Raw genomic sequence first — 24,404 nt, 5'->3', positions numbered from 1 at the left:
TTACCATTCTTTGTCGAGCCTCTCGCGCGTCCACACCTCCAGCCCATCGGCGTCGATCGGGAGCGCGTCGCTCAGGACTTCCGACCCCTCGGAAGTCACGAGGACATCATCCTCCAGCCGGACCCCGACCCCCCGAAGCTCCGGCGGCACCGTCAGATCGTGAGGATGGAAGTACAGGCCGGGCTCAACGGTCAGCACCATATCCGGCTCGAGCGGAGCGCCCTGATAGGTCTCCCAGCTCGACTGCGAGCAATCGTGGACGTCCAGCCCCAGATGGTGACCAATGCCGCAGACCAACCAACGGCGATGCTGTTGCCCTGCCGGCGACAGGGCCTCGTCGACCGAGACCGGCAGCAGCCCCCAGTCCTCCAGGCCACGAGCAATCCTTTCCATGGCCGCGAAGTGGAAGTCGCTGTAGGTGTTGCCAGGACGGACCTGGGCCAATCCCGCGCGATGCGCCTGCTCGACCAGATCGTGCACTCTCCGTTGGTCGGCGCTGAAGGTTCCCGAGGCCGGCAACGTCCGGGTGACATCAGCGGTGTAGCCGCTGTCCGCCTCCACGCCCATGTCCAGCAACAACGCCTGGTCTTCGTGGATCGGGCCGTCGCAACGCACCCAGTGCAGGATCGGGGCGTGCGAACCGGAACCGACGATGGTCGAGTAACCCGGCCCGTTGCCGACCGCCCGAGCGTACCGATCGAAGGTGCCCTGCAGCCAGCGCTCGCCACGCACCGGCCCACGTGCTCCGATCGCCGCCGGGATCTCCCGGGCAACCGCAGCGAAGCCCTCAACGGTCTGATCGACCGCGTACCGGAGCTGGCCGATCTCCCAGTCGTCCTTGATCCGGCGAAGATCGGAACAGACTCGATCCGGGTCTTCGGAGCGTTCGACCGCCAACTCCGTGGCCGGCACCCGGCGGCCGGCCAGAACCGTGCCGGCTCCGGAGATTGCCGATTCCAGCTCCGTGACCGGACGTACGGTGATGCCCAGTGCCTGGGACCACTCAGTGATCCCGGCTGACGGCCCGACCCAGAGTTCCCCGTGCGAGGCATCGGAGAAGAAGCCGGTCTCGCCAGGCCGGAACGGCGGCGGCATGAACAGCGTGTCCGCCGACGCATCCGAGCCGACGAGCAGGTACGCGTCCTCGATGCCGACGCCGGTCAGCCAGAGGAAATCGCTGTCGGCGCGGAAGTCGTAGGAAGTGTCATTGACGCGGACCGGCGCGCGGCCCGCTGCCACCAGCACCACCTTGCCCGGCAGGGCTGCGCGCAGACGGTCGCGATGTGCGGCGGCCGACGCGGCAGCACCGTCGATGGCCGGTGCCGGGATCGTCCGGACCTCCCAGCCGCAGCCGATGCTGTCGACGAACGCCGGCACTGTGGTCAGCCGCGGCGGCCGGGTTCCAAGATACGGAATCTTGTGATCATTGGTTGTGGATGTACTCATCGTCCCTCACCTCCGTCATCGTCGATCCGCTCGAGCAGGCCACGCAGGACGCGTACGTCGCCGACCCCGTCGTGTTCCCATTCGTTGCTGACCCAGGCCCGACTGTTACCGACTCCGGTCAGGGTCTCGAGCTGCAGTCCGGAGTCGACGAACATGTCGTCGTGGTAGACCGCGCACACCACCGGTACCTCGTTGGCGGCCAGTCGATCGGTGTCGTAGAGCCGCGACCAGCTGGTACGCCGGGCCAGTTGATCGACTGCGGCAGCAAAGGGACGAAGAGCCGCAATCTCGTCGAACATCCACCGATAGGTCATCTCCCCGGTGAAGTGCAGCGGCCTGGCAGCTGGGGAGCACTCCGGATGATTGGCGGCCTCGGTCTCCGCGGCCCAGCCGATCGGACCGTTGTCGCCTTCGCCGTAGATCGACTCCTGCAGCGTCCAGAACAGTGGCCCGCCACGTTGCGCGGTCCGCACCTGCACCTGTTGCAGGAAGTCATCGGACAGCCGATCCGGCTCGGCGAACGCCTCGGTGATCAGCCAGTGCAGGCGCTCTGCTCCGGGACCGAACCCAAGATCACCGCCGATCGACTGGAATCGTTGCACGCTGAGCCGATCGCCGTCCGGCAGCACGACGTCACCGGCGGCGAGGCGATCAGCGATGGCCGAGACGGTGGCGACATCGTGGGGGTAACGCTTGTAGTAGGCACTGGTCTTGGCGATCACCCTCGGGAAAGTGCGCCGATATACCTCGGCTGCGACCGGCGGCACTCCCGGGATGCCACCAGTCACATAGCAGGCGGCCAAGCCGTCCGGGGCGAAGGACAGATAGGTCAAGGTGATGAAGCCGCCGAAACTCTGCCCAAGCGTCGCCCATCGCCGTCCGTCGTAGATCTTGATGCGTACGGCCTCGGCGTCCCGGACGATCGAATCAGCCCGGAACTGGGTCAGGAACTCCGCCTGCTCGGCCGGGGTTCCCCGCCTCTGGATCGACACGGCATCGATCGGTGTACTACGCCCAGTGCCTCGCTGGTCGAGCAGTACGACCCGGTACCGCTCCAGCGCCACGCCGAGCCAGCCGGCCTTTCCGACCGGCCGGGGTGACTTTCCGCCCGGTCCGCCCTGCAGATACACCAGCAGCGGGAGATCATCCCGGCGGCGAGGCGGGTCGACCAGCTCTCGGACGAAAACGGTGATCTGTTCGCCGTCCGGTTGGTCCCAGTCCAGCGGGACGCTGATCGTGCGCTCGGTGACGTGGACACCCGGCTGCGTGTACTCAGCGATGACGTTAGGCATGTGATCCTTCCGGGTTGGCAGGTCAGGAGAGGCGGAGCCAGACCCGCATCGGGTGTGCGCCCCGGTTGCCCCACAGGAAGTAGGGCGTGAAGATCGCCCGAGTCCGGGCCGTCGGCGGATCGGTGACGGGGCTCTCGACAGCCATCCGGAACTCGGTGTACAGCTCCCGTCGGGCCGTCGGCGCGGACGTCACCGGAACGGCGATCCCGGCATCGACCGGGTCCTCTGGCTGCCCATTGACCTGAGGATGTTGATCACCGGGGACTGCGGCCGGGTCGAGGACGACGTCATCGACTCCGACCCCGACGTCGCACTGCTCGAGGCAGTAGACCAGCGGTCCGCAGGTCACGGCGACCGTGCCCCGGACCGCGTCCAGGTGCGGATGCGGTTCCATGATCCGGACCGGCAGCTGCATGATCAGTTGCAGCGCGTCGCCGGCCAGCCAAGTGCGGTTCACGACAAGCCAGCCGTCGACTATCGGGGTGGACTGCTCGACGCCGTTCAGCGTGATCTTGACGGCGCCACTCCAGGCCGGAACCCGGACCCTGACCAGTGCAGGACCGTCGCCGGCACGATCGACGGTGACCGTCACGGTTCCGTCCCAGGGATAGGCCGTCTGCACCGTGACGTCCAGTGCGGGCGAAGATATGGTCGCCGAGGCCAGCACCGCCAGGGTCAGCGAATGATCATCGGCCAGGGCGAGATGATCTTGGAGTTCGGCCATCCAGCGGATCATGTTGGGCGGGCAGCAGGGGCAGCCGAACCAACTGCGACGGAGTAGTTCGCCGCCGGACTCGGCGCCACTGCGCTGGGAGTGATCAGGGCGTCGTTGCAGTGGATTGTCGTAGAAGAAGGCGGCGCCGTCTGCGGAGATCCCGACTGCGTAAGCGTTGTAGAGCACACGTTCGAAGACGTCCAGAACGTCCGACCGCCCGGTGGCCAGGAACAGCCGCCAGGCCCACTGCATGGCACCGATGGCCGCGCAGGTCTCGGCGTACGCCCGATCGCTCGGCAGCTCGAAACGATCACCGATCGCCTCGTCGGTGTGCCGGGACCCCAGCCCACCGGTGAGATAGAGCTTGCCGGCAACCATGTCGTCGAAGAGCCGTTCGAGTTCGGCCAGCATGCCGGCGTCACCCCGCTCGAGGGCGACATCGGTCGCGCCCGCCGCCAGATACATCATCCGAACCGCGTGACCGGTCACCGACTCCATCTCGCGCAGCGGTACGTGGTCCGCGAAGTACGCCGCGGGAAAGATCGAATGCACCAGCCCGCCGCTGCCACGACGCTCGACGAAGAGCTCCGCCTGACGTAGCCAGCGTTCGTCGCCGGTCTCGCGGAAGAGCTCGACAAGCGCCATCTCGATCTCGGGATGCCCGCAGTACCTGGGCTCCCCGTCCTCGCCATAGCGCTGCCAGACCAGGTCGGCGAACCGTACTGCGACCTGCAGCAGCGTGTCATCCCCGGACTGGCGCCGCACAGCGACGGCAGCCTGGATGAGATGACCGAGGTTGTACAACTCGTGTCCCCAGGTCAGGTCGGACCAGGGTTCCTTGGTCCGGTCGGTCGCCTGGTAGAAGGTTCCGATGTATCCGTCCTGCGCCTGCACTGCGCCGATCAGCCGGATGGATTCGGTGATGAACTCCTGGACACCCGGCTGTCGCTGGTCATCGGCCAGATAGGCCAGCCCTTCGAGTGTCTTGTAGATATCGGTATCCAGGAACGCATAGCGACCGCGGTACGGCCCATCGGCCTCGCCGGTCAACCGCCGGAAGTTGTGCAGGTTTCCCGCCCTACTGAGTTGCTCCAGCGTGTGCGGGACTGTTACCTCGGCATTGCGCAGCTGCCAGTCACTGAGCAGTCCGTCCCCGAGCGTGACGTGTTGCCGACCGAGTCCGCGGCCGTATCGGCCCGTTGCGGCCACCGCCGGCCCTCGCCATGTCCCGGCATCATTGGTTGACGTGATCGTCACTGATGTGCTCCTTGATCGCTAGCGTCCGACCGCGTACCCCTGCATGCCGCGCGGGTTCGCGGCGGCCTTGAGCCAGTCACCCTCCCGCGCCACCGCGCTGACGTACCCCATGGCCCAGTCGCCGCGGACCGTCACGCCGTGCCCACGACGCTCCAGCTCCTTGATCACGGCCGGATCGAACCTGCCTTCGATCAGCAACTGACCCAGGTGCGTGTCCCGGGGATAGAACGAATTCGGCATATGGATCGAGTGGAACTCCGGCTGATCGATCGCCTCCTGCAGATTCAGTCCTCCGTGCACGACGTTGAGGAAGAAGTGCAGCGTCCACTGATCCTGGAAATCACCACCGGGCGTACCGAACGCGAGCCAGGGCTTGCCATCCCGAAGGGCGAGCGACGGCGTCAAGGTCGTCCGCGGACGCTTCCCCGGTGCGATCGAATTCGGCAGGCCCTGCTCGACCCAGAACATCTGGCCGCGGGTGCTCAAGCAGAAACCCAGGTCCGGGACCGTCGGCGACGCCTGGAACCAGCCACCACTCGGGGTCGCGGCGATCATCATCCCGGAGCTGTCTACGACGTCCAGATGGCAGGTGTCACCACGTACCTCTCCGGCAGCGCTGATCGTCGGCTCACCGGCACCCGCGGCGTCGATCTGCGGCGAGTCCGGGTAGGCAGGCATCAGCGGCCGACGCCCACCAGGGTTGCCCGGACGAAGGCTGAACGACGCCTCGTCGCTGATCAACTTCCGGCGGTCGTCGTTGTATCCGGGGCTCAGCAGGTCGGCCAGTGGTACTTCGACGAAGGCAGGGTCTCCGTACCAGGCCTCGCGGTCGGCGTACGCAAGCTTTCCCGCCTCGATGATGGTGTGCACCCAGTCCGCACTGCCCGGCTTCATCGACTCGAGCTCAAATCCCTGCAACAGCGCCAGCTGTTGAAGGAACACCGGGCCCTGACCCCACGGTCCGGTCTTGCACACCGTGTAGTTGTGGTAGTCGAACGTCACCGGTTCCTCGACCGCGGCATCCCACCGGGCAAGATCATCTGCGGTCATCAGACCGACATGTGCCTCGCCGGTGGTGTCCATCACCGGGATCCTGGTGCAGTAGCGTTCGATGGCCTCGGCAACGAAACCTCTGTACCAGGCGTTCTTCGCGGCATCGATCTGCTGGTTCCGGGTGCCGCCCGCGGCAGCCGATTCGGCGATGATCCGTTCGTACGTGGCCGCGAGCGCCGGCCGCTTGAAGCGTGAATTGGCCGTCGGGACCGAGCCTCCGGGCAACCAGGTCTCCGCCGACGTCGGCCAGTGCTCGGTGAACAGCTGCTCGACGGTGCCGATCGCGTCGCTCACCCGTCGCAGCAGCGGGTGGCCGTCGCGCGCGTAGTGGATGGCTGGTTCGAGCACATCGCGTACCGACCAGGTGCCCCACTGCTGCAACAACGTCATCCAGGCACCGAACGCGCCCGGTACGACAGTGGGCAGGTGACCGGTCCCGGGCATGATGTCCAGCCCGAGATCGCGTAGCCGTTCGCCCGTAGCGGCCTCCGGAGCGACGCCCTGTCCGCAGACGACAGACACCTTCTGATCGACTTCGGACCACAACAGGATCGGCACGTCGCCACCCGGCCCGTTCAGGTGCGGCTCGACCACCTGCAACACGAACCCGGCAGCCACTGCCGCGTCGGCGGCATTGCCACCGCGCTCCAGCACGGACATCCCGGTCTGAGAGGCCAGCCAGTGCGTACTGGCCACCATCCCAATATCGCCGACCAGCTCAGGACGCGTTGTGAACAAGGGGATTCCTTCGATTGATCGTGCACGTGATGCTCATGGACACCTGAAACAGGATCACTTCTCCCAGCCGAAGTCCTCCACCGGAACCGAGCCGTAGGCGGCCAGCCCGAAGAACGGAACCGGTGCGAGGTTGGCCAATCCCTTCTTGGTCGTGACCACCGCGGGGCCGTTGACGGTCGGGAGCTCACCCCAGGTCTGCTTGTACCAATCGGACTCGAGTTTCATCGCCGCCTGGGTCTGCTTGTCCGGGTCCGGGATCTTGGCCAGTGCCCGCATCTGCGTGTCCAGTCCCTTGGTGCCGGCGGCACTGTTGTTGCCGGCCGCTGCCTGGCCGGCGGCCGGCGAGCAGTAGAAGTAGCAGATGTAGTTTGCTCCGTACGGGTCGCTCATGGAGAAGCCGGACATGAATGCATCCCAGTCGTGGCCCGTGAGCGTCTTGATGAAGTCCGCGCTGGCAATCTGCTTGATGTTGACCTGGACGCCGATCTCCTTCTCCATGGAGATGATCGCCTTGCCCTGGGCGACGGTGCTCGGATCGTCTCCGGACAACGGGAACTGGATCGTGAGCTTCTGTCCGTCCTTTTCGCGGACGCCGTCGGCACCCGTCTTCCAGCCGGCCGCATCGAGCAGTTTGTTCGCCTCATCGGCGCTGTACTTGTAGCCGGCGTTGCCGGCCGAATCGGAATAGCCGTTCTGGAAGGGCAGCAAGATCAACGATCCGCCGACCGCGCCGGTGTACCCGAGTCCGTTGTACTGGATCTTGGCCAAGGTCGTGCGGTCAATCCCTTCCAAGATCGCCTTCCGCACATTGACATCCTTCAACTGAGGACGAGAAGCGTTGAGAATCAGCAGGCTGATGCCGTTCGACGTCGACCGGTGGACGGTGACATCCGACATGCCCTGGACCTGGGTCAGCCGGTCTTTGGTAGCCGTCGTCGCCAGATCAACCTCGCCGTTCTTGAACGCGTTGATCTCGGCGGTCTCCTCCATCTGCTGATAGACGACCTGATCCAACTTGCCCTTGTTGCCCCACCACCTCGGGTTGCGCTTGAACACGATCCGGCCGGCCTTGAAGTTCGCACTGGCCACCGTGTACGGCCCGGCACCCCAGTCGTCCTGCAACTTGTTCTGGTAGGCATTGTTGAAGATGTCGGAGTTGGTGACGTGCGGATTCAGAATCGCCCCGAACCCGCTCTGCCACCAGGCGTACGGGCCGTCATAGGTGACCACGGCCTGCCGGTCATTCAGGCCCTGCTTCACCGATGTGACGTTCGAGCAGTCGCTGGTCGTCTGGTATTTCGAATCCGAGCCGTTGCAGGACTTCCAGGTCAGCTCGAAACTCTTCCACGTCATCGGAGTGCCGTCATTCCAGACGGCCTTGGGATTGAGGGTGTACGTGACGACCGTGTTGCCGCCCTTTTCCGAGCGGCTGACGTCGGACAGATAGTCCTTGTTGTACGACCATTTGCCCTCCGGCGTCAAGAACGTCAATTGCGGGTTGTACCAGTTCCAGATCGCCGCGCTCGCTGTCGTCGTACCGACAGCCATCGTGTTCTCCTGGGAGGGAATCTCCGTGACTGGGATCGTCACGGTGCCACCATCTTTGATCTTGTCCCGCGGCTGCGGATTCCAGTCCACGCTGAACGTGTTGGCAAGCTTCTTCGTCTCGTCATCGCCGTTGCCGGCGCCGTTGCCTTTGCTGGCCGCGCACGCCGACATCGTCAGCACAACAGCCAGCGCACCGGCTGCCACGCCGAAGACCCCATTACGAAGTCCCATCTCTTGTCTCCTTCCTTCCGGTGAGCCGGGGTCTACGGGTGACCACCCGGCTCCTCTTTCGGTCGTGAATCCCAGCACCGGCGTGACAGCACAAAGACACTCGTCACCGCCAGTGGCACGCATTGACATGCGCACCGTCAACACCAGTGAGTGCAGGTGTCTCGTCCCGACAGCGCGCCTGACGATCCGGTTCGAGACTTTGGTGGAGCTGGCAGCGGCTGACGAACCGGCACCCCGGGGAATTGTCGATCGGGCTCGGCAGGTCACCGGTCAGCAGGATCCGTTCCCGGGTACGTTCCTTCACCGGGTCTGGCAGTGGGATCGCCGACAGCAGCGCCGCCGTGTACGGGTGCTGTGGATCCTCGAAGACTGCGTCAACCTCGCCGTACTCGACGAACTTGCCCAGATACATCACACCGATCCGGTCGGCGATGTGCCGGACCACCGACAGATCGTGCGCCACGAACAGGAACGAGATGCCGAGCTTTGCCTTCAGCTCTTCCAGAAGGTTGATGACCCCGGCTTGAATGGAGACGTCCAGGGCCGATACCGGTTCGTCCAGCACGATCAGCTTCGGATTGGTCGCCAGAGCTCGCGCGATGCCGATCCGCTGCCGCTGCCCGCCGGAGAACGCGGCCGGAAACCGGTCGCTGTGCTCCGGATTGAGGCCGACCAGATCCATCAGTTCCTCGACACGCTTCTCGACCTCGCCGGAGGAGTAGCGGAATGCCCGCATCGGCTCCGCGATCAGGTCGAATACGGTCGAGCGCGGATTGAGTGAACCCATTGGATCCTGGAAGACGATCTGCAGGTCGCGGCGGACAGTCCTGATCTCACGCTTGTTCAGGCCCGTTACGCTGCGACCGTCGATCTGGATGTCGCTCCCGTGCTGGGGTGCCAACTCCATGATCTCCAGCAGGGTGGTCGTCTTGCCACAGCCAGACTCCCCGACGATCGCCATCGTCTCCCCTTCGCGAATGTCGAAGGAGATGCCGTTGACCGCATAGACCGTCCCGATGCGTCGCTTGAGAACTGCGCCCTTCAACAGCGGGAACTCTTTCACCAGGTTGTCAACAGCCAGCACCGGCTTCCGCTCACCACGGGGAACCTGTGCGAGATCACTTGCGGCGATCTCCGGGACCGGGAAGATCGGCCGGCCCTTGATCGTGCCACCGGCTCCGATCTCAGCGGCACGGACACAGGCAACCTGGTGCTCGGAGTCGCGATCATGCCCGAGGCCGCTGTCGTCGTTCGAGCCGTTCAGGACCGCCTCGAGGTGGGGAACCTCGTCTCGGCAGGCATCAATCGCGATCGGACAGCGGTCTGCGAACTGGCACTGGTCGGGCAGGTTGATCAGGATTGGAGGGTTACCTTGAATCGGCACCAGAGACTGCGCGTCACGACGATCGGCTCGCGGAATCGCGGCCAGCAGCCCGATCGTGTAGGGCATCCTCGGCTTGGCGAAGACCTCATAGACCGAGGCATGCTCGACCGGTCGGCCGGCGTACATCACGACGACGTCATCCGCGACGCTGGCCACCACGCCCATGTCGTGCGTGATCATGATCACCGCAGCACCCGTCTCGTCCTGGGCGCGCTTCAGCACCTGCAGGATCTGGGCCTGAATGGTGACGTCAAGAGCCGTCGTCGGCTCGTCGGCGATGATCACCTGCGGGTTGTTCGCGATCGCGATCGCGATCACGACCCGCTGCCGCATGCCGCCGGAGAACTCGTGGGGGAAGGACTTCAACCGGCTCTCCGGTTGCGGGATCCCGACCAGCCGAAGCAGCTCGACGGCCCGTTCGGCCGCCTGACGTCTCCCCATGGTGCCGTGGATCGTCAGAGCCTCGACCAGCTGGTCACCAATGGTGAATACCGGGGTCAAGGTGGACAGCGGATCCTGGAAGACCATCGAGATGTCCTTGCCACGGATCCTCGACATGGCGCGGTCGTCCAGCCCGAGCAGTTCCCGGCCGCCGAGCTTGATCGATCCGTGCACCGAAGCGGCATCGTCCAGCAGCCCCATGATCGCCAGCGAGGTCACCGACTTACCCGAACCGGACTCGCCGACGATGCCCAGCGTCCGACCGGGTTGCAGGTCGAACGAGACTCCGGCAACGGCGTCCACCCGGCCGGCTTCGGACGGGAAACTCACCCGCAGGTCCCGAACCGCGAGCAGCGCATCGGACTGACTGGACTGCGGCAGGTCGACAATCTTCGTCACGGTCATGCGCGACCCCCCGCCGCGGAGGTGGGATCGAAGGCATCCCGCAGGCCGTCAGAGACCAAGGCCATCGACACCGTCAACAGGGTCAGAGCGGCTGCTGGGAAGTAGAACAGCCAGGGCGCACTCGACACCGTGTCCGCGCCGCCGCCGATCAGGGCCCCCAGCGAGACATCGGGCGGCTTGACACCGAATCCGATGAACGACAGTCCGGTCTCCGACAGCACCGCGCCAACAACTCCCAGAGTGAATTGAATAATGAGCAGCGAGCCGATGTTTGGGATTATGTGCCGAACGACGATGCGCAATCCAGACACCCCCATGTAGCGCGACGCGCTGACATAATCGCGTTCGCGAATAGACAATGACAGTGTCCAGACGACGCGGGCAGGCCAGAACCAATTGACCAATAGCATGATGACGGCGATCACGATCCAGCTGCCACCGGAACGGTTCGAGAAAAGAGCCAGGATCAAGAAGGTCGGAACAACCATGAGGAAGTGGATGACGCCCAGCACCGCACGCTCGAGAGAGCCCCCGAAGTACGCTGCCGCGGCCCCGACGACCGCAGAGATCACAGTCGTACCGGTCGAGACGATCAGCGCGATGATCAACGAGCGCTGCAGACCGTGCACCGTTTCTGCATACAAATCGTTTCCAGCATTATTCGTGCCGAACCAATGATCGGCGGATGGCGCCGCCGTGAGATTCAGGAAATCGGTCTCCAAATAGCTGTGCTTGGCAGCCAGTCCTCCAAAGATCGAAAACAGGACGATCCCGGCGAAGATGATCAGGCCCGCTACCGCCGGACGGTTCCGCAGAAACCGGCGGGTATAGAGCTGTTTTCGCGACAACCGCTTCCGTGTACTCGTCGCCGTCGCGCCGGTCGAGTCCTCTCGCTCCAGCGCACCCGCTGCCAGCTGGTCCCGGACGTCATTGACGCTCATCTCAATGCACCCGCACTCTCGGATCCAGGACGACCACGGCGATATCGGCGAGGACCGCGCCGATCGCCGTCATCAGGGCGCCGAAGGCCGCGACCGCGACCACTCCGTTGATGTTCATCTTGTTCAGCGTGTCGATGAAGTACTGGCCCATGCCCTGCCAGTTGAAGATCGTCTCGGTCAACACCGCGCCGGTGAACAGTCCAGGAATCGAGAAGGCCACTTGGGTGGCGACCGGAATCAACGATGTCCGTAACGCGTGCTTGCGGATTGCTTGCGCCTTGGTCAACCCCTTGGCACGTGCCATTCGCACATAGTCGGCGGATATGGTGTCCAACAGCAACGATCGTTGCAGCATCTGGGTACCTGCGTAACTGATGATCACCAGTGAGATCGTCGGCAGCGTCAAATGTTGTAGCAGGTCGATGAGCTTGCCGAACCCGTGGGCATCAGCCGACGACGACCCAGTCACGTAGAACATTCGGAGGCCGACCTTCTGGTTGACCCAGATTGCGGCCAGCACGGTCGCCAGCGACATCACCACGACCGGGATGTTCAAGGTGATGATCGAGGTCGCCTGGACGATGCGGTCCGGCACCTTGTACTGCCGGGATGCGCTGTAGATTCCCAGGCTGATGCCGATGATCGTGTAGAGCACGAAGGCACCCAGCAGCAACTCGGCGCTCACCCCGATACGGAAGGCGATTTCACCGTTCACCGGATCGCCAGTAGGGCTGTTTCCCCAGTCCCAGTGCAGAACGATGTCCTTCGCCCACGTCCACCACCGGAGGAAGATGCTCTCATGACTATTCAGGTTGTTCGCCTGCAGCAAAGTGTCGACTTGCTTCTCCGTCAGCGGTGGCCGCCGACCGACGAACAGTGTGCGCGGATCAAGAAACGCATTGGCCAAGAAGTAGGTGATGTTGGTTGCCACGATAACCATCAGCAACCAACCGCCGATGCGGCGAGCCAAGTATTTAACCACTTAGGCAACTCCCATAGGGCATCGCTGTCTGCCTTCACTTCCGAACACCGGTCAACCACCAGCGGCAGCTGAATTACTCGGCTTGCGAACTGGACCAGTCACCCAGCGCCGCCGGCTCCGCTCTCAGGACTTACGGATGCTGTAGTTCGGTGGCTCCTGCCCGGCCAGGTGCCGGACGAAGTAGTCCCACCGTCGCCTGATCACGTACGGCTCTGAACCACAGGCGTGCGACCGGTTCGGCAGGATCAGCAGGTCGAAGTCCTTGTCCGCGGCGATCAACGCGTCGGCCAGCGAGAGCGTCGAGGCGACCGGCACGTTCTCATCGGCCTCACCGTGAATCAACAGCAACTTGCCCTGCAACCTGCCGGCGAGCGTCCGGTTGGCCTGGTCGATGTAATGATCACCGACAGGCCAGCCCTGGTAGCGCTCGATCCACCACGCCTTGTCGGTCCGATGATCATGGTTGCCGGCACCCGACACACAGACCTTGTAGAACTCCGGATGTGCCAGGATCGCGCGCGTCGACGCGTACCCACCAGCCGAGTGCCCGAAGATGCCGACCCGATCGAGATCAAGATTCGGGTACCGGACCTTCAGGTCCCGCATCGCGCTGATGTGATCCGGCAGGCCGGCATCGCCGAGATTGCGATAGGAGACGTCACGGAATTCCTTCGACCGGTACGGCATGCCCAGCCCGTCGATCAGTACGACGACGAACCCGAGTTCAGCGATCGCCTGTGCCGCCCAGATCCGCGCCGCTTCGGTCAGACCGACCGGAGCCTGGTTCATCTGCGGCCCGCCGTAGATCGAATCGATCACCGGATAACTCTTGTCCGGGTCGAAGTTGGTCGGTCGGACGATCACGCCGTACACCCGGGTCCTGCCGTCCCGGGAGGGAGCCGAGAAGCGTTCCGGGAACTGCCAACCGGACTCGGTCAGCGCAGAAAGGTCCACTTCAGCGATGACGCCGACGCTCTCCCCCGAGGAACGGAGCAGCTCCGCCACCGGGGCCTTGTCGATCTTCGACCACGTGCTGATGAAGTAGCCACCGTCCGGCGCGAAGCTGACCTCGTGGCTGCCATCCTGCGGGGTCAGCAACTCCGGTTCAGCCGACGAACCGTCCAGCCGTACCCGATACAGCCGACGGAGGTACGGATCCTCACTCACGTCTTTGCCCACTGCCGTGAAGTAGACGTACCCGTCGCCGACGTGCAGTACATCCGCGACCGCCCACTCGCCCGAGGTCAGTTGATTGAGCAGCGTCCCGGTTGAGGTGCGGTACGTGTACAGATGGCCCCAGCCGTCACGCTGCGAATACCAGAGCGTCAGATCCTGATCTTCAATGGTCCGGTGGTTCACCGGACCCGACGTCGACAGGTTGGAGTCGACCGGCGTCTCCGCCTCCTCGTCCACGATGACACGACTTGAACCGTCGGCACCGATCTCATACAAGGTCGCATGCCGATCGCCGCGGAACAGCCGCAACAGGTAAAGCGATGACCCGTCCTGTCGCCACCACATGTTGCGCGAACTACTGTCGGGACCGGGGATCGGGCTGCCGTAGTAGTAGAGCTCCAGCGGTGCTATCTCAACCGGCGTACTGTCGTCGGATGCGAGGTCGATGATGACCAAAGTCGCCGTCGGCAGCGGATCATCGCCCGGCAAGGGATAGAAGTACTCCACCGCCTCCGGTCGAATGCTGCCAGACCGCGGCGTCGACAGGCTCATGGTGATGGTCCCGGCACCCGCGGTGTCGACCCGATGGGTCAGGAGTCGGCTGCTGTCGGGCGACCAAAGGACTTTGGTGTCCTTCCACGGCTGTCCGGCCCCGGGCAGTCCGGCGGCGCGCAGCGGGGACGGCAGAACTGCGCCGTAGAACGACCCTTCCTTGCCGCCACAGGTCAGACGGCGCTCGATGCCTGTCGCCACCTCGCGGACCCACAAGTCGTGATCACGATTGAAAGCGATCTTGGTGCCGTCCGGGGAACGTACCCCGAATTGATCTTCCTCACTGAACTGCCGTAGCTCGCTGCCGTCCCAGCGCCACCGGGCATCGTTGAAATCGAACTCGAGATCATCGGCGCCCCGGTAGTCGATCCGCGTCGGCTTGAGACGACTGGGGTCAACCTTCTCGTCGGTTGCGTCGGCCAGCGCAGCAGCCAGGCCTTCATGGTCGAACGCATCCTGGTGTTCGGTGCCGGCCGACGCATCGGCGATGCGGTAACGCCAGCCCTCCTGCGTACTCAGCTTGAACCGATACCGGGGTGAGCCCGGCAGCCATGCGATCTCGGTGACCTCTCCGGGGACCCGAGTCTCCATCTGCCAGGGAAGGAATGATTCCGCCCGGGCGTAGTCCTCAACGCTGTAGATGACGTCCTCCTGGTGCAACTCAGGCGGTCTTGGCCATGGCTTCCGTTGGACCTGTGGTGCGGCGTGAAGTCGACCTGTCGATCGCCATTCCGGCACCGCACGGCTTGGAACTACCCGTGAAGTGTAATGTGATATGTCACCGGTGACAACGGATTTGGGCCTCGGCTCACCGCGGCGAGATCCTCGCCTGCCGCTTCCACGACATCGCCTTGGGCGACAGGTCGACCCCGCCCGAGCATCGCGACGGATCACTGCACCTGGAGGGCCGCCGGCTATCAGCTCCGGTCGGCCGGTTGGGCGGAGGGTGCGATGGCGGCTGATCGGCGCGCGATGACGATGGCGATGAATGCGCCGATCGACAGCACGCCGGCGAAGCCGATCATCGACGGCCGGAGCGCGACATGCTGGATGACCAGGCTGAACGCGATCGACGGCAGCCCCATGCCGACGTACGCGATAATGAAGAACATGGCGAGGACGCCGGCCCGCGAAGCCGGTACGGCGGCGATCGCGGCCTCAGTAACCCCGCTCTTGATGAGGAGCCCCGCGCCCCCGCCGGCAAGAGCCGCAGACGTCAGCGCCAGCCAGAGCGTCGGCTGGTAGAGCGACACCGCGGTCAGCGCCAGCCCGATCGGGAACAGCAGCCCACCGATCACGAGCACCGTCGACTGGGCGACCTTACCGAGCGCGAGCTGCGCGACGGCCGACGCGGCGAAGGCAGCGAACGGCGCAAGGCCAGTGACGAAGTACGACGTGATGCCCAACTCGCCACGCACGATGATGGCGCCGAGCGAGGAGAACAACCCCATCACCGCGAACGCGAAGAACCCGACCGCGGATGCTGCTCCGAAGGCTGCGCGCTGACCTGGACGCAGGGCGAAGCGCAACGGCCGGTCCTGATCCGTCGCCTCGGTGTCGATGGTCTCGGGGCTGGCCAGCACCAGCACGAGGAGGCCCGCCATCAACGCTCCGAAGATGAGGTACGGCGTACGCAAGGGCGAAGGTGCCCATTGGGCCAGTGCTCCGGCTGCCAGCGGGCCGAGGGCGAGACCACCGAGATTGACAGCGGTCGCGACCAGTGCGGGAACGGGTGATCCGTGCCGTCCGGGCCGAGCGTGGTGGTACAGATCGCTGAGATAGACAGTCGCGGTCGACGCCATCAGACCGATAGCCACACCAGTCAGCACCCGGCCGACGATCAGGCCGGGCAGGTCCGGCCAGAAGGCCAGCACCGCATCGGCGAGAATCGCGACGAACAGTCCAGGGACGATCACCCGGCGGCGGCCCAACCGATCGGACAGGTGGCCGAGCAGCCGGAAACTGGCGCCGGTGCCGACGACCAGCGCCGCAAAGGCGACCGTCACCGTCGTCGCGCCGAAGTGATCCCGGACCTGGTAGATCGGCCACAGCGGTGTGGGGACCGTACCGAAGGCCATCAACGTCAGGAACGCGGCAGCCACGAACCAGAAACCGGCCAGATGCCGCCCGGCACTCGCAACCGCGACTCGGGACGATTGTGTTGCTGTACTCATTTCCAACCTCTCGCGAGCGAATGGTGCTTCCACTCGTTGAGAACCTCCTGCTCGCGAAGGCCGATGCCAGACTTCGTCGGCCCGGATGAGATGCATTCCATCTCTCCTGGAGATCCCGAGGCTGGAGCCCTCAGCCGGCGCGGTGCTGGGCCAACATGCCGGCCGCGAACGCGGCGGCCGCCGGACTGGTCTCGGCGCGTGGCGGCAGGATCAGGTAGAGGTGGCGTTCCATCTGGGCGCCGTCCACTCGAAGGTGACGCAGCGGGCTGTCGGGATCGGTCAGGACCTTGTACTGGAGTCCCACCGGGGTGAATCCGATGCCGGCGCCGGCGGCGATCATCTCCAGCAGGACCTCCCAGTCGCCGACCTCCGCGACGATCCGCCGGGTCAGTCCGGCTCCCGCGAACAGGGCATCGCACAGCAGCCGCGCGGTCCAGCCCGGGGGTACGTCGACGAAGCGCTCGCCCGCGAGGTCGGCGACCGTCACACGGTCACGGCCGGCAAGTTCGTGATCGCTTCGACAGGTCAGCGCGAGCGGCTCGCTGGCCAGCGAGGTAAGGCGCAGCCGACCGCGTTGCTCCAGAGCCGGTCCGATGGCGCAATCGAGCTCGCCGTTCTCCACCATGTCGAGCATGGCCAGCGCGGCGGTACCGCGCATCCGGACGTCGACGCCGGGGTGGTCGCGCAGGAACGCGCCGAGGTAGCCCGCGAACGGTACGAGGTACTGCGCGGAGAGGGCGATGCCGAGGCGGAGCCGTCCCACGAGCACATCCCGGGTCTCCTGCACCGCGCGACGTGCAGTCTCAGCGGCGCGCAACGCCTCGCGCGCCGGCGCCAACAGGGCCTCTCCGGTGGCGGTGAGCCGCACCGGCCGGGTACCGCGGAGGTACAGCTCGCTGCCCAGCTCGCGTTCCAGGGACTGCAGGGAGTTCGACAGTCCGGATTGCACGATCAGCTCGCGACGAGCCGCGGCGGTCACGCTGCGCTCCTCCGCGAGTGCGACGAAATGTCGTAGCTGGCGCAACTCCATGCCCGAACCTCCATCTGCTGAGCGGATCGAGACTATCGTTCCCGGTCAGAGCTGGTGCAGTCCGCGGCGACGCCGTACCAGGAGCACGGCCGGGCCGGTCATGATGCCGAGGGCAACCAGCAGGCCGGCGCCGATGATCGTCCGGGTTTGGTCGGAGTCATCCTGCGCGACCGGTCCAGCAAGACCAGCCTCCACTGCGGTTGGCACGGCCACCGGCGTCGTCCGGGACGACGTACCGGTCGTCGGCGTCTGCGACGGCGGTGCGGTCGGCGTACCCGTTGGCGTGCCGGTTGGTGCTCCAGTTGGCGGCGTGACGTCGCACTGCACACGCCCCCGGATTTCGGCGACGAACTCCCCGTCGGCGTTCTGAGCCTGGAGCAAGTACGTACCGTTGGGCAGACCACCGAACTCGACGAGCTCAGTCCCACGCGCGGCCGGCGAGACGACGTACGTGTCCTGCACATCGCCCGCCGTGATCCCGACCATGTAGTGCTGGAGCGTCGCGTTCGGGTTGTACAGCTTGGCGGCGACGACGGCGCCTTCGTCGTGGCACGTCAACCGCGCCTTGCCGGGGTCGGCGCAGAGTCGGCGGCGAGTTCGAGCACCTGACATGAATAGGTAGACGGATGTCGACAGAACGAATGGTGTGAAGAGATTTCACGATGCCCCGCTTGGAGACTCATTTGACGCGCCAAGGGCGAACAAATTTCACCACCACCAACGCGGCACCGGCCTCCCAACTCAATGCAAGGCCGGTGTCGCGGGAAAGCGAGTCCGTACGTCAGATCGGCAGCGGATCGTAGTTCGCGCCGAACGGGGCGTCCGGCCTCGCGAACTCCCCCAGCAGCGCGCGCCTCAGCGGTGTGGTCCGCTCAAGGAACTCAGGGTCGTTGCCGAAACGGTCGGCCGGGCGGACCCACGGTGGGCTGTAGACGTAGTGCGTTGTGAAACGGTCGTAATCGCCATCGTGGCGGAAGGTTCGATGCCAGACGCCATTGTGGAACACCAGAGCAGCCCCGGCCTCGGCGCACACGACATGGCCGATCGCGATGTCGTCGTTGGGCTCACGGATTGCATCGGGTAGACCGACCCGCGAGCGGTGGCTGCCGGGAATCAGCTCCATGTTGCCCATGCCGGGCACAGTCTGATCGGTGAGCAGATACGACACGCGGAGCTGAAGCAACGGAACCGGGTAGCCCAGGTCCTTGAAGTCGAAGGCGGCCGATCCGTCCTGGTGCCAACGGCCGTTCCCCGCGTGCGCCGGCTGCATGGTGTTCCAGCCTGCTTGCAGCACGAATCGGTCGCCGAGCAGACCCTGCACTTTCGGAAGGACGTCAGGATGATCCATCAGCCGCTCGAGAACCGGCTCGCTCTCGTAGCTCCGGCCGATCTGCCCGAACGCGCGGTCGCGGTTCTGGTGCAGACGCCGCGAAACATCGTAAGCCTCGGCGGCCTCATCCTTTGTCAAGACGTTGGGAATCATGAAGTAACCCCATGACTCGAAGATGAAGCGGTCAGTCTCGGTCAGCTGACCTTTGCCGACGACGGGATCGAGCATCAGTCTGTCCTTTCTTCATGGTGTTGAGACGGCTTCCCGGGCTGGCATCACAGCTACCAGGGAGGCGGACGGATCACCAGATCGGCTGGTGGTCAGCGCGCACAGCCACCACCTCCAGGCAACCCACGGATGGTGGCTGTCAGTGTTCGCTGAGGTGCTCAGATCCTCAGGGCACGCGACCATCGCCGGAAACGGCGCAAGGCGATGGGGTCCTGAGAGTCCGCATGAACCTCGTGCAGGTGCGAGCTGAGCCCATGGCAGTCCGCCGACACACGGCTCGCCAAGCCGCGCACGAGGCGGATGATTGCGGTCACGACCCAATTCTGACGCCACTCGTATACCGATAAACATCCAACTCACCGAGAACTCGCCGGCGGCTCCCCCGAACGGCGCCAGCCACAAGTCCACGACGGTGGCGACCTCGATGCTGCTGATCGGCACGAGCGGGAACTCAGGCAACCCATCCCGGACGCAGCTGCGGCCCAACGCCACGATTGCGGCGGCGCAAGAACTGAAGACAAGGCCGCTCCACCTGTGCCGCCACCGACCTGTCGGCGCAGCCACGTCCAACGGGCTTCCCACCACCGGTCTACTCGCGCCCGCCCGCAACGTCGCGGATCAGCGCGCCTGCGGGCGACCGGCAACCGCAGCGGACTCCTTTCCCCGTCGGCAAGGTTGTACGTCGTCCGGTCAGCATGCCCATGTAGGACGTTGCAACCCGACATCATGCTCAACGAACAGTTCCGTTTAACGCGCTACCACCGTGCGACTTCCACCGTGAGTCCGTCGACGATCACTCACAACTCGTCCCAGCCCGCACCGCAGGCAGACTGGCCGACTACATGAACAGGGTCGGATTGTCAGCCTTGATTTGCGCGGTGACATGAGGTTCAACTGCACCGGCGAATAGTTGAGCCTTCGAGGATTCTTTGTTGGCTCGCTCCGTCGCCGCGTCTGCTTTCTTGCCCGCTTGATCAGCCTGGGCTTTGAAGAAGAAGGTGGGAATGGCGCCCGTGGTCACACCGATGAGTGTCCCGAACAGGCCCCAATATTTGGAATAGTCATCAAAGGAGCTGGTCTGGTCAGCGCAGAACAGCATGATGAAAACAACCAGCCCCAAGTAGGCCAGGCCAATCAAGATCGGTCCAGTCTTCGACTCCATCGAATTTCCCCCTTGAAATCTGGCCGAACGCGTCGGCAGCGGATTCACTGGTTTCACAGTGGCCCGCGCCGGGCGGAGTGTCAATGACGCGCGTCCGAGACCCTCGTAGATATCGCGCTCGGCGCGCGTGTGCTATTCGCGGTCTGGCGGCGCGGACGTGGAACCCCATGCGCGGCTCTGCTCAACGCATCACCGTGCTCCTGCAAGGTCAACGCTGCGCCCTCGCGCGCTAACGAACGCAAGAATGGCGCACTCCTGGGTTCACCTTCCCGCGATCGAGTCCGGCGGCCACATGCCATCGAGACCCGAAGACCGTTAACTGCCAGCGAGTACGCATCGATTGGTTGGTCTCGGTTGCCGGAATCCTGAGCCATCCGCATATGTACGGGTCATCGGATTCGACCGGATGCGAATCGCCTCGGCATCCCCTTGCCTGCCAGGCTCCGACACATGACTCTGACTACATGCCACCACTTCCTCCTCCGCCCTGGGCGAACTGCTTCGAAGACCCTGATCAACCGGGTCAGCCAGCCAACATCCAACTGGAACAGGTGACTCGAAAGTCATTCATCCTCGGGTCGTCGCTGAAGTACACCGGCGCTCGCGGAGTGGCGAACCTCCCCGACGCAGCCTGCGTGCTGCGACCCGCTGATTTAGGCGACCCGGCACTCACGGACCTCGCCTCGGTGCCTACGGCATTGCGGTGGTTCGTCAGTTCCTACGACGTCCACACGCCCGCCGCTCTTCTCCACGACCGGCTGATCGGACCCACGAACATCCTTGGTGTTTCCGATGCGGACGCCGATCGGTTCTTCCGCTTCATGCTCAAAGCGCTCGGAGTGAGATTCGTCCGCCGCTGGATGATGTGGACAGCGATAGCATTCGGTACCCGGTGGCGCAACCCGCGATTGCGACCGCTGCTGATCGTCTGGCTGCTGGCCGCAGTCGCTGGAATCTCGACCCTTGTATACGGATCTCTCGTGCAGAACTGGTCCCTCGTGATCGTGGCGGCGATCGCGCCGATTCCCGCTTCTCTGCTGTGGGGCCGCCAGTACGGCGCTGGGCTCACAGCCGCCGCGACCGCCGTATGGGTACTTCCGCCGACCATCCTGGGCACCGTCGGCTTCTGGATTTACTGGGCGTTGGAGAAGGCGGTATCTGCGCTCCCCATCCACACCGCTGTCAAGGGCGACGAGCCAGTCGAGTACAAGCACTTCTAGTGTCCTGAGTCAATAGTTCGGTGTTAGTTGGTAATCTGTGGTGATGCCGAGCCCGAAGGTTGATCCTGTCATGTTGTCCTTCGAGGAGCGGTCGGTGCTGGCCGGGTGGGCTCGGCGGCGGAAAACGTCGCAGGCGTTGGCATTGCGGGCTCGGATCGTGTTGTGCAGCGCGGACGGCGGAACGATCGGCGAGGTCGCTGCGGCTGTCGGGGTGTCGCGGAACATGGTCTCGAAGTGGCGTGCCAGGTTCCTGGTTGATCGGCTGGACGGGTTGTCGGACGAGCCGCGGCCGGGCCGGCCTCGGGTGATTGGTGATGAGCGGGTCGAGCAGGTGATCACCAAGACGCTGGAATCCCAGCCGCCCAAGGGTGATACGCATTGGTCGACGAGGTCGATGGCGGCTGCGACAGGGATGTCGCAGTCGGCGGTGTCGAGGATCTGGCGCGCGTTCGGGCTGAAGCCGCACGCGATCGAGACCTGGAAGCTGTCGACCGATCCGTTGTTCGTCGACAAGGTCCGCGACGTGGTCGGGTTGTACCTGAGCCCGCCGGACAACGCACTGGTGCTGGCGGTGGACGAGAAGTCCCAGATGCAAGCGATCGACAGGACCGCACCGATCCTGCCGATCATGCCGACCACCCCGGCGCGGATGACCCACGACTACGTCCGGCACGGCACCACCAGCCTGTTCGCGGCCTTCGACATCGGCAGCGGCTCGGTGATCGCCCAGCACTACCGCCGGCACCGGCACCAGGAGTTCCTGCGGTTCCTCAAGCTGATCGACGCCGCGGTCCCGAAAGACCTGGAACTGCACCTCGTGGTGGACAACTACGCCACCCACAAGACCCCGAAGGTGAAGGAGTGGCTGATCCGCCACCCCCGGTTCCACCTGCACTTCACCCCCACCAGCAGCTCATGGCTGAACCTGGTGGAACGCTGGTTCGCCGAACTCACCAACCGCAAACTCCGCCGCTCCGCCCACCGCAGCATCACCGAACTCGAAGCCGACGTCCGGACCTGGATCAACGAATGGAACGCCGACCCCAAACCCTTCGTCTGGACCAAGACCGCCGACCAGATCCTCGACACCCTCGCCGCATACTGCACGCGAATTAACGACTCACGACACTGATGACGACGAGGCATGCTCGTCGTGTCACCCCGGATGCAGCGTTTTCGGCGCTCCGAGCGTTTGAGGAGTATGAAGGTCCGATAGCGAGGAGTCGGATTTGGAGTTCGACGAGTACTTTGCTGCGCGCGGCCAGCAGCTTGTGCGGCTGGGCTTTGTCTTGTCGGGTGATCATCACGCCGCCGAGGATCTGGCCCAGCACGCGCTGATGAGTGCCTACCGGCATTGGCGGCGCGTGCGCAGGATAGAGGATCCTCACGCCTACGTGCGAAGGATCCTGGTCAACGCACACTTGTCGGCTGCTCGACGAAGACCTTCACGCGAAACGCCGATGGCAATAGCTGACTCGGCGTTCACGGAACCGGACCTGGCAGAGGCCGTGGCCCAGCACGATGTGGTGTGGCGAGCATTGGCTGACCTCAAGCCTCGGGAGCGGACGGTCCTCGTCTTGCGTTACTACGAGGATCTAGGTTACGCGTCGATCGCCGCGCTGCTCGGCATCCAGGAGTCAACCGCACGTGCAACTGCAAGCCACGCGCTTGCCGCATTGAAGAGCAGCGCAGAACTCGCCATGCCGAAGGGAACCATCGATGAAACTGACAGACGTCGAACGTGAGTTGCGCGCGACCCTGGCCGAGGCGGGGCGGCGAGCGCGAGTTCCTGACGATCTCGAAATCCGTGTGGTCCAGCCCGTGCGCCGTCGCCGAGCCTGGCTCGCGGCCGGCGTCGCCTCAGTCAGCATAGGACTTGCCGGAGTCCTCATTGCCGTCATGACGACTGGAGGGGGGAACGACACGGTTGCCTCGACTCCCACTCCGGCGACAACGCCAAGCGGACTCGCCAGTGCTCTCATCGGCGCGTGGAGGCCAATCGATATCGTCGGATTCGACCGGTCCAAACTGACAGTAGCTCATTCGACAAAGGCCGCAATCACGTTCGGCACGGACGGCAAATGGTCTGGGACAGACGGCTGCAACCGAGTAGGCGGAACATACCGCGCCGCGGACAATGGCTCGATCACAGCGGACGCCGGCGCTGCGACAACTCTCATGTCCTGTGACAACGTTCCCAATCGCGGCGCGCTGGAACTTGCCGCCCGGTTCAAGATCGACGGGCGTTCACTCACTCTGTACGCCGCGGACGGTTCGGGTGTCGCGTCCTATGAGAAGAAGTGAGCCAGCCAGAGTCCATTCCAAGCGCCGGGATTAAGCAAACGTGTGATGCACTGCGCGGTCTTTTCTTGGCGGCCCGGCCGCGGCTCGTCCGACAACCCGTCCAGCCGATCAACCAGGAACCTGGCACGCCACTTCGAGACCATGTTCCGCGACACCCCGACAGCCGCAGCGACCTCGCCGATCGTTCCGCCGTCCGCGCTGCACAACACGATCCGAGCCCGCAATGCCAACGCCTGCGACGTTTTCCGCCGCCGAGCCCACCCGGCCAGCACCGACCGCTCCTCGACGGACAACATGACAGGATCAACCTTCGGGCTCGGCATCACCACAGATTGCCAACTAACACCGAACTATTGACTCAGGACACTAGGCGGCACTTACAGGCTGAGGTTATGGGTCTCATCGCATTGGAACTTGACGCCAGCCGGCCGCCTCCCGACTGGCCGCGTAGACCACCTTGGGGTTTCTGCCGATTCGTCACCTGTGTCATCGATAAATACTCGCAACCGCGCGGCTTCAGCCGGCGATGTTGTCGGTGTACGCATGCGTCCAGCCAAGCAGGACGAACGCCGTACGTTGCGTGGATTGAGCAAAGTCCTCAATCCACGCAACGTCCGGCGGCTACTGCTCGACGTGTGCACGGAGGCGGCCGCGACGGTCGGCCGGCTGCGTTGGTAGCTCCGCTTGCCAATCCATATGCAGCAGATTAGGGCCCCGGGCGAGCATGAATCGCGAACGAGCGGCGCGCAACCGTAAGTAGCAGGCTTCACGTGCCACTTGCCGCCCATGTACGTG

At 64.5% G+C, this 24,404-nt stretch carries 20 protein-coding genes; 5 read left to right on the top strand and 15 right to left on the bottom strand.

Features of this window, described 5'->3' with window-relative positions:
- The 14 genes from AB0I34_RS08135 to AB0I34_RS08070 form a co-directional block, all read right to left on the bottom strand.
- Positions 1 to 1,446 carry an aminopeptidase P family protein gene (locus tag AB0I34_RS08135; protein WP_360441389.1) on the bottom strand — a complete coding sequence of 482 codons (1,446 nt, stop codon included), beginning with the start codon at positions 1,444 to 1,446 and terminating at the stop codon, positions 1 to 3.
- Positions 1,443 to 2,738 carry an alpha/beta fold hydrolase gene (locus AB0I34_RS08130; protein WP_360441386.1) on the bottom strand — a complete coding sequence of 432 codons (1,296 nt, stop codon included), beginning with the start codon at positions 2,736 to 2,738 and terminating at the stop codon, positions 1,443 to 1,445. Before AB0I34_RS08130 ends, AB0I34_RS08135 begins: the two co-directional genes overlap by 4 nt.
- A gap of 22 nt (positions 2,739 to 2,760) precedes the next feature.
- Positions 2,761 to 4,710 carry a beta-L-arabinofuranosidase domain-containing protein gene (locus AB0I34_RS08125; protein WP_360441383.1) on the bottom strand — a complete coding sequence of 650 codons (1,950 nt, stop codon included), beginning with the start codon at positions 4,708 to 4,710 and terminating at the stop codon, positions 2,761 to 2,763.
- Between the two features lie 18 nt (positions 4,711 to 4,728).
- Positions 4,729 to 6,501, bottom strand: coding sequence for a gamma-glutamyltransferase family protein (locus AB0I34_RS08120; RefSeq protein ID WP_360441380.1), 1,773 nt, complete (start codon positions 6,499 to 6,501; stop codon positions 4,729 to 4,731).
- Between the two features lie 54 nt (positions 6,502 to 6,555).
- Positions 6,556 to 8,280, bottom strand: a complete 1,725-nt coding sequence (locus AB0I34_RS08115) for an ABC transporter family substrate-binding protein (RefSeq protein ID WP_360441377.1) — start codon at positions 8,278 to 8,280, stop codon at positions 6,556 to 6,558.
- 103 nt (positions 8,281 to 8,383) lie between these two features.
- Positions 8,384 to 10,510: an ABC transporter ATP-binding protein gene (locus tag AB0I34_RS08110; RefSeq protein WP_360441374.1), complete on the bottom strand. Its 2,127-nt coding sequence runs from the start codon at positions 10,508 to 10,510 to the stop codon at positions 8,384 to 8,386.
- The gene (locus tag AB0I34_RS08105) at positions 10,507 to 11,451 is read right to left on the bottom strand and encodes an ABC transporter permease (RefSeq protein ID WP_360441371.1); all 945 of its coding nucleotides are present in this window, start codon (positions 11,449 to 11,451) and stop codon (positions 10,507 to 10,509) included. The genes AB0I34_RS08110 and AB0I34_RS08105 overlap by 4 nt, the downstream gene beginning before the upstream one ends.
- Position 11,452: 1 nt before the next feature.
- A complete protein-coding gene (locus AB0I34_RS08100; protein ID WP_360441368.1) occupies positions 11,453 to 12,421 on the bottom strand; it encodes an ABC transporter permease in 969 nt (322 codons plus the stop codon).
- Between the two features lie 135 nt (positions 12,422 to 12,556).
- Positions 12,557 to 14,821 (bottom strand): DPP IV N-terminal domain-containing protein, encoded by a 2,265-nt coding sequence (locus tag AB0I34_RS08095; protein WP_360441365.1) that lies wholly within the window; start codon positions 14,819 to 14,821, stop codon positions 12,557 to 12,559.
- Positions 14,822 to 15,078: 257 nt separating this feature from the next.
- The gene (locus AB0I34_RS08090) at positions 15,079 to 16,335 is read right to left on the bottom strand and encodes an MFS transporter (RefSeq protein ID WP_360441362.1); all 1,257 of its coding nucleotides are present in this window, start codon (positions 16,333 to 16,335) and stop codon (positions 15,079 to 15,081) included.
- A 130-nt stretch (positions 16,336 to 16,465) separates the two neighbouring features.
- Positions 16,466 to 17,365, bottom strand: a complete 900-nt coding sequence (locus tag AB0I34_RS08085; RefSeq protein WP_360441359.1) for a LysR family transcriptional regulator — start codon at positions 17,363 to 17,365, stop codon at positions 16,466 to 16,468.
- A 45-nt stretch (positions 17,366 to 17,410) separates the two neighbouring features.
- Positions 17,411 to 17,977, bottom strand: a complete 567-nt coding sequence (locus AB0I34_RS08080; RefSeq protein ID WP_360441356.1) for a hypothetical protein — start codon at positions 17,975 to 17,977, stop codon at positions 17,411 to 17,413.
- Positions 17,978 to 18,146: 169 nt separating this feature from the next.
- A complete protein-coding gene (locus AB0I34_RS08075; protein WP_360441353.1) occupies positions 18,147 to 18,923 on the bottom strand; it encodes a phytanoyl-CoA dioxygenase family protein in 777 nt (258 codons plus the stop codon).
- An 838-nt stretch (positions 18,924 to 19,761) separates the two neighbouring features.
- Positions 19,762 to 20,085: a hypothetical protein gene (locus AB0I34_RS08070; protein WP_360441350.1), complete on the bottom strand. Its 324-nt coding sequence runs from the start codon at positions 20,083 to 20,085 to the stop codon at positions 19,762 to 19,764.
- Positions 20,086 to 20,636: 551 nt separating this feature from the next.
- Between AB0I34_RS08070 and AB0I34_RS08065 the strand changes: the two genes are divergently transcribed.
- From AB0I34_RS08065 to AB0I34_RS08050, 4 genes are all read left to right on the top strand, one after another.
- Positions 20,637 to 21,305, top strand: coding sequence for a DUF1353 domain-containing protein (locus AB0I34_RS08065; RefSeq protein WP_360441347.1), 669 nt, complete (start codon positions 20,637 to 20,639; stop codon positions 21,303 to 21,305).
- A gap of 43 nt (positions 21,306 to 21,348) precedes the next feature.
- On the top strand, positions 21,349 to 22,437 hold the full coding sequence (locus tag AB0I34_RS08060; protein ID WP_360441344.1) for an IS630 family transposase: 1,089 nt from the start codon (positions 21,349 to 21,351) through the stop codon (positions 22,435 to 22,437).
- A 97-nt stretch (positions 22,438 to 22,534) separates the two neighbouring features.
- The gene (locus AB0I34_RS08055) at positions 22,535 to 23,050 is read left to right on the top strand and encodes a SigE family RNA polymerase sigma factor (RefSeq protein ID WP_360441341.1); all 516 of its coding nucleotides are present in this window, start codon (positions 22,535 to 22,537) and stop codon (positions 23,048 to 23,050) included.
- Positions 23,025 to 23,609: an META domain-containing protein gene (locus tag AB0I34_RS08050; protein ID WP_360441338.1), complete on the top strand. Its 585-nt coding sequence runs from the start codon at positions 23,025 to 23,027 to the stop codon at positions 23,607 to 23,609. Before AB0I34_RS08055 ends, AB0I34_RS08050 begins: the two co-directional genes overlap by 26 nt.
- Here the strand turns inward: AB0I34_RS08050 and AB0I34_RS08045 are convergent.
- Entirely contained in the window at positions 23,594 to 23,905 is a 312-nt protein-coding gene (locus tag AB0I34_RS08045) for a helix-turn-helix domain-containing protein (RefSeq protein ID WP_360441476.1), read from the bottom strand. The genes AB0I34_RS08050 and AB0I34_RS08045 overlap by 16 nt on opposite strands.
- A gap of 247 nt (positions 23,906 to 24,152) precedes the next feature.
- Here AB0I34_RS08045 and AB0I34_RS08040 point away from each other — a divergent pair, with 247 nt between their 5' ends.
- Positions 24,153 to 24,287 carry a hypothetical protein gene (locus AB0I34_RS08040; protein WP_360441335.1) on the top strand — a complete coding sequence of 45 codons (135 nt, stop codon included), beginning with the start codon at positions 24,153 to 24,155 and terminating at the stop codon, positions 24,285 to 24,287.
- The last annotated feature ends 117 nt before the right edge of the window (positions 24,288 to 24,404 follow it).

Origin of the sequence: Kribbella sp. NPDC050281 (genome assembly GCF_040655855.1) — a bacterium.
Lineage (GTDB): Bacteria > Actinomycetota > Actinomycetes > Propionibacteriales > Kribbellaceae > Kribbella.
The sequence above is the reverse complement of the archived record's forward strand: the minus strand, read 5'-3'. Positions and strand labels throughout refer to the sequence as shown.

Coding starts and splice junctions, on each gene's coding strand:
- AB0I34_RS08135 (WP_360441389.1), bottom strand. CDS start 1,446: ATGAGTACATCCACAACCAATGATCACAAGATTCCGTATCTTGGAACC.
- AB0I34_RS08130 (WP_360441386.1), bottom strand. CDS start 2,738: ATGCCTAACGTCATCGCTGAGTACACGCAGCCGGGTGTCCACGTCACC.
- AB0I34_RS08115 (WP_360441377.1), bottom strand. CDS start 8,280: ATGGGACTTCGTAATGGGGTCTTCGGCGTGGCAGCCGGTGCGCTGGCT.
- AB0I34_RS08110 (WP_360441374.1), bottom strand. CDS start 10,510: ATGACCGTGACGAAGATTGTCGACCTGCCGCAGTCCAGTCAGTCCGAT.
- AB0I34_RS08105 (WP_360441371.1), bottom strand. CDS start 11,451: ATGAGCGTCAATGACGTCCGGGACCAGCTGGCAGCGGGTGCGCTGGAG.
- AB0I34_RS08090 (WP_360441362.1), bottom strand. CDS start 16,335: ATGAGTACAGCAACACAATCGTCCCGAGTCGCGGTTGCGAGTGCCGGG.
- AB0I34_RS08085 (WP_360441359.1), bottom strand. CDS start 17,365: ATGGAGTTGCGCCAGCTACGACATTTCGTCGCACTCGCGGAGGAGCGC.
- AB0I34_RS08080 (WP_360441356.1), bottom strand. CDS start 17,977: ATGTCAGGTGCTCGAACTCGCCGCCGACTCTGCGCCGACCCCGGCAAG.
- AB0I34_RS08075 (WP_360441353.1), bottom strand. CDS start 18,923: ATGCTCGATCCCGTCGTCGGCAAAGGTCAGCTGACCGAGACTGACCGC.
- AB0I34_RS08070 (WP_360441350.1), bottom strand. CDS start 20,085: ATGGAGTCGAAGACTGGACCGATCTTGATTGGCCTGGCCTACTTGGGG.
- AB0I34_RS08060 (WP_360441344.1), top strand. CDS start 21,349: ATGCCGAGCCCGAAGGTTGATCCTGTCATGTTGTCCTTCGAGGAGCGG.
- AB0I34_RS08050 (WP_360441338.1), top strand. CDS start 23,025: ATGAAACTGACAGACGTCGAACGTGAGTTGCGCGCGACCCTGGCCGAG.
- AB0I34_RS08045 (WP_360441476.1), bottom strand. CDS start 23,905: ATGTTGTCCGTCGAGGAGCGGTCGGTGCTGGCCGGGTGGGCTCGGCGG.
- AB0I34_RS08040 (WP_360441335.1), top strand. CDS start 24,153: ATGCGTCCAGCCAAGCAGGACGAACGCCGTACGTTGCGTGGATTGAGC.